The organism is Shewanella septentrionalis (assembly GCF_025370265.1).
GTDB lineage: Bacteria > Pseudomonadota > Gammaproteobacteria > Enterobacterales > Shewanellaceae > Shewanella > Shewanella hafniensis.
The window spans coordinates 218,471-227,973 of the sequence record NZ_JAMTCC010000002.1 but is presented as its reverse complement, the minus strand read 5'-3'; the positions used below and the strand labels follow the sequence as shown (position 1 = coordinate 227,973).

Genomic DNA, 9,503 nt, shown 5'->3' with positions numbered 1-9,503 from the left:
CCCATGCATTTGCAATCAGACTATCTGTTTTAGACGTCATTTCTTTGCCAAAGAAAATGCCCATTTGGTCATGTTGCATCAAGTACCAGTTAGGCTCATTGGGTGAACTTATTGTTGCCCCAAGAATCTCATAGGTCTGCCCAATACCGGCTTGAGGAAAGTTTGGTTTGGATGCGCATGCACTCAAACCAATGGCGAACAGTATCACGAGATATTTCATTGCAGCTCCTTTGCCCCTAACCTAACCAACAGTGCTTGAATGCCAAGCTGCAGTCGCGCAAAGAAAAACGCATCAATGCAGCTACTCCAAACAGATTTAGCATGCCTATACCGAAACTGAGCATTAACGATCGAAGTCAAAATATATTTACGCAAGACCTCCTTCATTAAGCTGATGTTATTAAATGTTAACGGCTAAAAAATGGCAAGCTAATTACCTTCAAAATGGGTCTCGAATAACACAGTGAAAAATTGATGATGGACAGTCTTGTACTGAAGAGAGAGTCATTTATGTAAGTTAATTTTAATTATGTCTACTGGCAGAATCGTATTGAACATCTAAACTAAAATTGGGTTGTTGCAATGTTCGTGATATGCAGTCCGGTTTATAGCGTAAATCAGCTGCTTAAACGCACTTGCGCCTTTAATATTTAAGGAGCAACCCATGACAGAAAAACTGGCTCAACAAGCTGAAATAACAGCAGAACTGTTCTCTCTTGAAGGCATCCCTACCGCATATGGTTGTCGAATGGATGATATTGAACAAATGAAATTGCATTGTAAGTCAATCCAACCATTCAAAGCTTGGTGCGTCGTTTCAGAGTGGATCATTTGGATTATTGATGTCCCACAAGGCACCCCTGGCACTCACCCTATTAAAGAGCTGGTACTGGCGAATCACATAATTGAAGATGGCCAAGGCCGTTTCCCCAGTGGTGGATGGGTCAGAACCACAATGGTTATCCATACTCACCATAACTGCATCTTTGAAACGAACAATACCTTCTACATTTTAGTGGGGAGCGGTAACAGTAAGCGCCTGTCCCTCAACGAGTTTGGTCAGAAAATTAAGTTATTCAGTCAAATCTACTGATACGCTCAAAATGGGCTCTTGAATAAGGGCCTACCTACCTTGCTAGTAAAGTCGATGATGATATAGAGTAAACCACATCAATGGGACTGGAAACGCTACGCGTTGACAGTCCCTCTTGAAGCGTTAGTTATGCAAATTCAATGAGATAAATGGACTTTACACGACCGAAAACCACAATTGCAATGGTTGAGTGATTCAAGAATCAACCCAAATAAGAGCCGTGATAAATAAGCAGCCAAAACAAAGCCCACCTTTCAACAACAAACCAAGCTTTTGGAACAAACAAGTTCAACTGGCGAAAAATTCAGCAAGTGAGAAATGCTCGATTAACTTGCCATTTCCACACTTTGCGCCAGCCAAACTGACAACGCGCCAACGCTAAAACTGATTGAGGCAAACAAAGAAATTTGCCTGTTTTACGGTTTGAGTTAACCAAGAATTTGAGGGTAAAAAAGCTCATTTGCCGACAACACAAAACGAATGGCCGGAGAAATCCCAAAAGATTGAGCCCCTAAATTTACCTGAGTTGCATAACGCCGTGGGCAGGTGCGCCCCGCGAGCGAAGCGAGCATATTGCCCCACCTTGTTATATGCCAAGCTACTCACTTACAGAATTTCTGAGCACTTCAGAAATCCATTGATTGATACTTTTGTCCTCAGCAGAAGCTCGTGCAGCTACTTCAGCATGTAAATGCGGCGGTATGCGAAGATTAAATTTTCCAGAAAACTCCTTGCTTGGTTTGATTCCCTTTTCTTTACATACTTCAAGGAATACTTTGAGTGAGTTTTTGAATTCCCGACGAAGACCCGCAGGATTTGTGCCGTAAAAATCTGCACTTCCATTAAGTCCAAGAATCTCTCCTCGAAACTGATCGAGTTCAGGGTCATATTCAATTTTGGCCTTATAACCGTCAACCACCATTATGTTCATGGTTTCACCTCGTTCTCTTCTAGCCATTTCCGAATACTGGTAATTGCTCCTTTATCCGTATTCGGAGATGGGTGGGGCCGATGAAATACTCGTACTTCATCAAACAGCACAACTGCGACTCGAGAGCCTGCTCTTTCGGAAACGTCTGCACCTAATGCTTTAAACAAAGCTTCGATGTCCTTCCAGGGTGCAGTGCCGCTGGTAGGGCGAAGATAAAAATGCTCCAGTGTCTTTTGGTGCTTTCGATTCACTAACTAATGGTACCATTGAATAGTACCATATCAGGGAGCTAGGCATATAACGCCCTCTAATAAGTGAACCATATGCTGGCGTTTGTGTACGCCCAGCATGGGCATGAACTAATGAGGTGAAAGTCCTCTGTAGGAAGGTCACCGTTCAATAACATGCTGTTATTAAACGTTAACTACTAGCGAATGGCAAGGGCTTATCATTGATGATTGGTTTGAAGGAAGCCGCTAGCAAATTTGCGAGCTGATGAACAAGAACATCATATGAGGCGTAGGCTAGAGGTGAGTTGGCAGGGCCTCCCCCACTAAGTAAGGGGACAAGACGACGAAACCACGTGATCTAATAGCCACCGTAAATGAGCAACCAGCCTTCAACAGCGATTTATTCCAACAACTGCTTCAGCCTGAGAATCTACACCGAGCTTGGCGTCAGGTTAAAGCCAATAATGGCGCGGCTGGTATCGATGGCATGACCATCGAAGCCTTCCCGCTTTGAGTGCAGTAAGGCGGTTGGCAACAGTGTAATTCTCAACTTGAGTTAGGTGAATATCAACCCTCAGCAGTCAGACGCGTAGAGATCGACAAACCCGATGGCGGTAAACGCAAACTGGGTATCCCTAACGTCATTGATTGTGTGATACAGCAATCAATTGCTCAAATTCTCACGCCGTTGTTTGACCCTTCCTTCTCGGCTAATAGCTTCGGCTTTAGACCGAATAGGAATGCCAAACAAGCGGTCTTGCAAGTCAGGATATCATCAAACATAAACGCAAATTTGCCGTCGATGTTGATCTGTCCAAGTTCTTTGATCGAGTAAATCATGATCTCTTAATGACTCAGTTAAGGATCAAGGTACAGGATAAGCGTCTGCTGGCGCTTATTGGTAAATACCTGCGTGCAGGCGTGATGATCAACGACCAATTTGAAGCAAGCTTCGAAGGCGTACCTCAGGGCGGCCCACTCTCACCATTACTATCAAACATCATGTTGGATAGTCTGGATAAAGAGCTGGAAAACAGAGGGCATCACTTCGCCCGCTACGCGGATGACTTTATCATCTTGGTCAAGTCTCAACGAGCGGGCGAACGTGTCCTCAAGAGTATTACTCGCTATCTTGCCACTAAGCTAAAACTGGTAGTTAACGAACAGAAAAGCCAAGTAGTTAAGGTAGGCCAAAGCAAGTTCCTAGGGTTTACCTTTAACCGCGGAAAGATCCAGTGGCATGTCAATACACTGCACATCTTCAAACAAAAGTTAAGACGACTGACAAACCGTAATTGGGGCGTGAGCATGAGCTATCAATTGTTTAAAGTGCGGCAATACATGCAAGGCTGGATCAACTACTTTGGCATAGCCAACGCTTACCAAGAGTGTGTCGATTTAGACCACTGGATCCGTCGTCGAGTACGTATGTGCTACTGGCGTCTATGGCGAAAGCCACGGACTAAGGTACAAAACTTACTCAAACGTGGCGTCAAGATCCAAGCGGCCGTTGCTTGTGGAATTACAAGCAAAGGGCCGTGGCGAAGCTCGAAAACACCAGGGATACAGCAAGCGCTGAGTAATGAGTATCTCAAGAAAGCAGGTTTATGTTCACTGAGAGATGGATGGATTGCAGTTCATTATCCTAACCAGAAAGTGAATTAGGCGTTCTAAATGAACAGCCCTGTGCGGAGCCGCATGCAGGGTGGTGTGGGGGCTGGAGGCTAGATACCTCCGGCTACCCGATTAGTTTTGGATATTTGCATACCTTTGGGAAGCAGGTGCATTAACTAAACTGAGCCTATATTCCATATATTTTTTAACGGTTTTTGAATCACAATATTCAACAAGATCTTCCCAAAACAATACGCCAACATCATCTTTGAAGTCCTTAATAAAACAGGCGTAACTACTACTCTCGTGCTTTTTCATTTTTATGGCTGACTTCCATTTAGTGGAACTTACTAAAAGGCAAAAGTGTAATGTATATTTATAATACCTTTCTCTAATAGCGTTAATTCTTTTAAGATTACTCTTAATATCTTTATCTATAGACCAATTAGTTAGGTATTTCGCTTCAATTGCGATCATTGTCTTTGATACTGGGTCATGAAGTAAAATATCCGCAAATTCCCCTCTGTCAGAGTCGATATCGAGTAAATAAGCATGATTATCAAAACTGATTGAAGGAGACTGCAAGGACACTGTTTTATTTAATTTTTTTGATAGGTAGCTATTTATCCACACTACACGCTCGTCGTATCCATCAATAAATTCATTAAAAAAATAACCAGCAAAAAACTTTGTATAGAGGTTCCGCTCTTTTTCTGATTCTAAAACACATGGCCCTGAATTAAAAATCATACGCAATCCTAATTGTAAGAAACTAACGCTTTGCTAATTGGCTGCCAGCGTAACGTAGGCAGTCCAGTGGAGGCCACGCTGTTTGTGGCCGGAATGAAATTAAGCAACTTGTTAGGAGTTTTTCTGTCCGCCATGAATTAGCTCTTTATTGACCTCATTGATGAACGCCTCAACCACCTTTAGCGAAAGCCCACTTTTATGGAAGTGGATTTTTGCCTGTTTTTCCTTATAACTGACTAGCTCTGCTTCGATTATTAATTCGTTATCGAGTGTGCATTCCAAGCTAAGTGTATCGAAGTCGTTAGCGCTTGTAACAACAAGGGTATATTTTCTTCCTTCAATTTCCATGTTACTCAAGACTCCTAAGGCTTTGCTAATTGGCTGCCGCAGCGCAGCAAAGGCAGTCCAGTGAGGCCATACTTGTTGTGGCCGGAACGAAATTAAGCAACTTGTTATAGGCCATTTGTATCAACCTTTTGCCCGCAATGAATACATACAATTGAACCTGAAAACCAATGCCACACTACTTTATCCCTACTGCCACTTGAAGCAGGATGAGGAGGTTTAAAACCTTGAATAGTTAAACATTTACTGCAATGAGGGCAGCGATTAAAATACGCCAATATTGCGTGACATAATGCAGCAATAAAGAAAGCTCCAAACAAATATACAAGAATTGCAGCACTTGAGTTTGGATCAGCAAAAATCTTTAAATATGCCAAAGTGCTCAAAAGTGAAATTAGTATCGCCCAAGTAATAAAAACACTTAAGACATCTAGTTTCCCTAATGTCGATTTATTCATCCAACTTCCTTATGGCTTATAACGTCTTAGTATTTATGCGCTGCGCTGTTTACTTCATTAGACCAGTGAAAACGCGCACAGTTAACTATCTGTATGCAAAGAACTTATCAGCTTTTCATCAAATACACCATCCGGAAAAACGCGCATGCGCGTTTTCCAAACCTATCAACTAATTTGGCCGAAGTGTATCCAAATGATTTTAAGGGGGTTTATTAATTTTAGGATGGATAAACGCGCAAACTAATGAGTTTAAAAACACTCAAAAGCATTGAAATTTAAATACGACTGTATACCCATACATTATTAGTCGCTTTACGGTAGGGCTATCTATTTGGTAAATAGATGAGATTTTGTAGGGTAATTCATTCGTCAGTTTTCGATTCACTAAATGAATGCTAGCAAGCTTTGGGGCATAAACGTGCCAGAACTGATCGGCCTGACACGAGTTTGGACAATTCCGAGTTAGGCCATTAGCCCAAATTAGTAAGTTTCAAATTAAAATTCCTATGGGCAAACGCCCGGCTCACTGAGCAAATTTTTGATGGCGACTTTTTGCCACGCAAAAAAGTGACTGCGGAAATTTGTCCGGTGGAGCCGCTTGTTAAGCCTTTATTGCAACAACGAACGTAATAATGGTGCACGATAATCATTGTCTTTCTCGTTGAACTCTAGCTCTTTTGCAACAGTATCAATGTTTATAAAAACCTCAGAGTAAAGATCTTCCTCACCGTCGGGATTAAAAAAGAACTTCATTTTGCATGGCAATTCATCAATCTTTTCGGGATTACAGGCAAGCCCAACAACTTGGGCATATACCTTTTCCGGAACAGATACATCGTTTACAGTTGCGCCGTACAAAGTAGCCAGTGACTTTATAAAATTTTCAGATTCAGAACCAGTGTTTCTGAAGAATGCCTCCCCCCAATAGAAGGCATCGTCAATGCCTTCCACCGCATGCGGGTTCCAAGAGGGCAAAATCTCTATTGCAAACCCAACCTTATCGCCCTTCAAGTTGCCTTTTACGACAACCTGATATGAGCCAGATTCGAGTTTTTTTGAATTTGAGATCGTAAAGGTAAGATCAACAAAACCATCTTCCTCACCCACAATCACTTCTGGATAGTCTTTAGCGGAAGAAAAAACACTCCAAATCATTATTAGAATTCCTAAAAGGTATTTCATGTGTACGCCTAGAGGCTTAACGCCGCTATAAATTGCGGCTTTGGAGTTGATTGCTTTGTGGTAGCGTAGCGTTAAGCCACAAAACAAGCGACGGAAAAACCGTCAATTTGATAGCTTTGTTAACTGTTTACTCGGCTTCTTCATGGTATATACGAGTATAATTCTCGAACTCTGTACCTTTAAGGTCTTTTTCAATTACAGATTTGGCGACTTCAAAATCAACGACGTAGTTACAAACTTCCATTGTGCCACTGCCAATGCTACCGCCATCGCAATTGCCTAAACCTGCCCAGCCTAAAGTTTCACTCATGCGGTCTTGAAGACGATGACGCTTCTCGACATCTTCTTTGGTACCCATGCCTTCAACTTCATACTCGATTAAAAGAGTATATTCTTCTTCGATAGGTCGAAAGCCATTTGATACCATCTCATCTACTTCTTTCTGGATGATTTTCTCTGGTTTCTTTAGAAGTGAACCTTTTACTTCTTTGGATTGCCCAGTTGTTCCGAGCTCACCCCAATGAACAGTATGGGAACCATCATCGTTATCCCATGTTTCCCAATATTCTTTTTTCGCGTCCGTAAATTTATATAGTTTTAGCACGAGCCTTCCTGATGACAGTTAACGCCGCGCTCTGCGGAAATTTAGGAGCGCTAGCGAGTAAATTTTCCGCAGCAGCGCCTTGTTATGTTTGCGGGAGCCTACACTCCCAACACAAAGGTTCAAAACCGAAGGTCTTTTCCATTTCTGCGGTGTTATATATGGATAATTCTGGATTATCTAAAGCACTCGAGACAACAGCTAAACGCCACAGTGGATCAACTGACTTAGCGCGCTCATTTCTGGATAGGAAAAAGCGTTGCTCATCAAAAGACGTGCCTTTGACTTCAATTTTTAAAACAGACTTACCCTTTTCGACAAACAAGTCATAACCGCAATTGTCACTCTGGCGATCAGACACAGAGTAACCTTGTCTCTCATAGTGGGTTACGACATACTCAATGGCCGCAAGCTCGACCTTTTTACGTTTCTCAGGAGCAGGGAAACTGGGGTATGTCACCTCTACGTCATAACTTACCTCTGTAGAAAGAAACAGTATCCCATCAACTTTTTCAGAGGGACGGTGCTGTCGGTGCTGTTCAATGACTTTTGGATCTTGAGAGTATCTATCTGCCTTATATTTGCCCAAGAACTTCCAAGCATTCACCGCCTGTTTCAGATAAACTGGCACATATTCTTGTTGTTCTAAAAACAACCTAGCATTTGCTTTGATGCGAGGGCCATTGCCCACAACAATAACTTCAGGTGCTTCTGGATTTAGCTCTGTAGTAATAGCTAAACCTTTCACAACATTGTCCTTGGTTCGAATATAAGAGTCTCCACCTGCCAATTTTTCAGCAAGCTCTGGAGTAGTCAAAATAGTCATTTCGGTTCCATATTTTTTGAGCAAACATAACGCTTTAAACAGCGGAAAGTCCGAGCGCTTTGGCCGTTGTTTGGCCTGCGAGGGATTTTCCGATGATTTAACTTGTTATGTAACATGTGTCATGAGCCTTTCATGATGTTTTGATTAAGCTCTTCAAATTCCTGCATTAATTTATCGCAGGCAGCCTTTTTAGCCTGACAAAGAGCTGTCATTTGAATATAAACACTTTGTTTTTTCTCAAGCACTGTACGCTTTACTGCTGCTGGATGCGCAGGGTGTGAATCTGGAGTAAACGACCATAAGACCATATTAGAGTCTTCTTGGTCTTCGATGATTGTCCATCCGCCTTGCACACTAGTTTTCGTCCCATCTTTATTTTTTAATGCTTCCAAAGCTAGGGCGACTGTTTTAAAACCAATTGAGCTATTTTCATCAGCATATGACGGGGCAGAAAGTAATGCAGCCAAACAAATTACTATGATTCCAAATTTCACATTACTCTCCTTGTTACATAACGCCCGCCTCACCGAGCAAATTTTTGATGGCGTGTTTTTGCAAAAAATGTGACAGCGGAAATTTGTCCGGTGCAGGCGTTTGTTATGTTCTTGTTTGCTCAAAATATAGGCCTTTCAACTTTTCACGCTTTACTAATGATACGAAACACTCGCTTGCAATCAAAAGAGGATGCTTAGCATTACCGGAGCCAAAGGCAACATCAGTGCGCGATAAATCAAAGCTCGGAGATTCTCTTAAAAAAGCGGGCGTTGCCCCAACAAATGACTCGTAGTTACCACAAGCTGAACAATATTTCTCCGCTTTGGATTTGCGCTTTTCAGTATCAAAAGAAACCATGTTAGATACAAACATGGCAAAGTATTCAGGTTCTCTACTGATTGCCACGAATGTTATTCCGGCTATTCCTTCTCTATCTATAGTCTCTTTGAATTTCAGCGAAGCAATATAATAACCATCATAAGTGGCTGATAGATCATATATTTTTCTTTTGATCGTAAAGTTCTGATTCACGAAGTCAAAGTTAGTCCTGTAATGGCACACAGGACAGACTTTTACGCCAATCACATCATCAAAAACTCTATCGCTGCTGGAGCACATGAAAGAGTCATTATCATTCACGCTGACCGAAAAACTTTGCACGGACTCTCCATTTTGGGAACATAACATTTTATTAGTGCGCATGCGCGTTTACCTCATTAGACCAGTAAAAACGCGCACTGTTAATTACTTGTAATAAAAGGAACTTATCAGCTTTTTTTCAAATACACCATCTGGAAAAACGCGCATGCGCGTTTCCCAAACCTATTATCTGCTTAATGAAAAGTATAAGTAATTAATTTTAATGCTATTTATTTAAACGAAAATGAGAAAATGCGCACGAATACAGGATGAAAATCGTTCAAAAATCCTTATAATTTGAATACGACTGTATAATTATCCAGTTTTTGATGGGTAGTA

General features: G+C 41.7%; 13 protein-coding genes. 2 read left to right on the top strand and 11 right to left on the bottom strand.

All coding sequences use genetic code 11. The features are described 5' to 3' along the window. A partial coding sequence (locus tag NE536_RS02165) for a hypothetical protein (protein WP_261271650.1) occupies positions 1-220 on the bottom strand: 220 nt, incomplete at its 3' end. A 444-nt stretch (positions 221-664) separates the two neighbouring features. Between NE536_RS02165 and NE536_RS02160 the strand changes: the two genes are divergently transcribed. Next, positions 665-1,093, top strand: a complete 429-nt coding sequence (locus tag NE536_RS02160) for a DUF6957 family protein (protein ID WP_261271649.1) — start codon at positions 665-667, stop codon at positions 1,091-1,093. Positions 1,094-1,691: 598 nt separating this feature from the next. On the opposite strand, the gene NE536_RS02155 is transcribed toward NE536_RS02160, so the two are convergent. Together NE536_RS02155 and NE536_RS02150 are read right to left on the bottom strand one after the other, a co-directional pair. Continuing rightward, the gene (locus NE536_RS02155; RefSeq protein ID WP_261271648.1) at positions 1,692-2,024 is read right to left on the bottom strand and encodes a type II toxin-antitoxin system HicB family antitoxin; all 333 of its coding nucleotides are present in this window, start codon (positions 2,022-2,024) and stop codon (positions 1,692-1,694) included. Next, positions 2,021-2,275, bottom strand: a complete 255-nt coding sequence (locus NE536_RS02150) for a type II toxin-antitoxin system HicA family toxin (protein WP_261271647.1) — start codon at positions 2,273-2,275, stop codon at positions 2,021-2,023. Before NE536_RS02150 ends, NE536_RS02155 begins: the two co-directional genes overlap by 4 nt. Before the next feature lie 750 nt (positions 2,276-3,025). Between NE536_RS02150 and NE536_RS02145 the strand changes: the two genes are divergently transcribed. Then, positions 3,026-3,919: a reverse transcriptase domain-containing protein gene (locus NE536_RS02145; RefSeq protein WP_425347522.1), complete on the top strand. Its 894-nt coding sequence runs from the start codon at positions 3,026-3,028 to the stop codon at positions 3,917-3,919. 81 nt (positions 3,920-4,000) lie between these two features. Here NE536_RS02145 and NE536_RS02140 read toward each other — a convergent pair whose 3' ends face one another. From NE536_RS02140 to NE536_RS02105, 8 genes are all read right to left on the bottom strand, one after another. Then, positions 4,001-4,618 carry a hypothetical protein gene (locus NE536_RS02140; RefSeq protein WP_261271646.1) on the bottom strand — a complete coding sequence of 206 codons (618 nt, stop codon included), beginning with the start codon at positions 4,616-4,618 and terminating at the stop codon, positions 4,001-4,003. A gap of 111 nt (positions 4,619-4,729) precedes the next feature. Continuing rightward, positions 4,730-4,966 carry a hypothetical protein gene (locus tag NE536_RS02135; RefSeq protein WP_106650479.1) on the bottom strand — a complete coding sequence of 79 codons (237 nt, stop codon included), beginning with the start codon at positions 4,964-4,966 and terminating at the stop codon, positions 4,730-4,732. A 104-nt stretch (positions 4,967-5,070) separates the two neighbouring features. Continuing rightward, complete coding sequence (locus tag NE536_RS02130) at positions 5,071-5,421, bottom strand: hypothetical protein (RefSeq protein WP_147287769.1); 351 nt, start codon at positions 5,419-5,421, stop codon at positions 5,071-5,073. A gap of 609 nt (positions 5,422-6,030) precedes the next feature. Beyond that, the gene (locus tag NE536_RS02125) at positions 6,031-6,603 is read right to left on the bottom strand and encodes a hypothetical protein (RefSeq protein WP_261271645.1); all 573 of its coding nucleotides are present in this window, start codon (positions 6,601-6,603) and stop codon (positions 6,031-6,033) included. A 127-nt stretch (positions 6,604-6,730) separates the two neighbouring features. Then, entirely contained in the window at positions 6,731-7,207 is a 477-nt protein-coding gene (locus NE536_RS02120; RefSeq protein ID WP_261271644.1) for a hypothetical protein, read from the bottom strand. A gap of 82 nt (positions 7,208-7,289) precedes the next feature. After that, positions 7,290-8,030, bottom strand: a complete 741-nt coding sequence (locus NE536_RS02115) for a protein NO VEIN domain-containing protein (RefSeq protein WP_261271643.1) — start codon at positions 8,028-8,030, stop codon at positions 7,290-7,292. A gap of 119 nt (positions 8,031-8,149) precedes the next feature. Then, positions 8,150-8,524, bottom strand: a complete 375-nt coding sequence (locus NE536_RS02110; protein ID WP_006087603.1) for a hypothetical protein — start codon at positions 8,522-8,524, stop codon at positions 8,150-8,152. A gap of 103 nt (positions 8,525-8,627) precedes the next feature. After that, positions 8,628-9,185 carry a hypothetical protein gene (locus NE536_RS02105; protein ID WP_261271642.1) on the bottom strand — a complete coding sequence of 186 codons (558 nt, stop codon included), beginning with the start codon at positions 9,183-9,185 and terminating at the stop codon, positions 8,628-8,630. Positions 9,186-9,503 lie beyond the last annotated feature (318 nt).

Coding starts and splice junctions, on each gene's coding strand:
- NE536_RS02160 (WP_261271649.1), top strand. CDS start 665: ATGACAGAAAAACTGGCTCAACAAGCTGAAATAACAGCAGAACTGTTC.
- NE536_RS02155 (WP_261271648.1), bottom strand. CDS start 2,024: ATGAACATAATGGTGGTTGACGGTTATAAGGCCAAAATTGAATATGAC.
- NE536_RS02140 (WP_261271646.1), bottom strand. CDS start 4,618: ATGATTTTTAATTCAGGGCCATGTGTTTTAGAATCAGAAAAAGAGCGG.
- NE536_RS02135 (WP_106650479.1), bottom strand. CDS start 4,966: ATGGAAATTGAAGGAAGAAAATATACCCTTGTTGTTACAAGCGCTAAC.
- NE536_RS02130 (WP_147287769.1), bottom strand. CDS start 5,421: ATGAATAAATCGACATTAGGGAAACTAGATGTCTTAAGTGTTTTTATT.
- NE536_RS02125 (WP_261271645.1), bottom strand. CDS start 6,603: ATGAAATACCTTTTAGGAATTCTAATAATGATTTGGAGTGTTTTTTCT.
- NE536_RS02115 (WP_261271643.1), bottom strand. CDS start 8,030: ATGACTATTTTGACTACTCCAGAGCTTGCTGAAAAATTGGCAGGTGGA.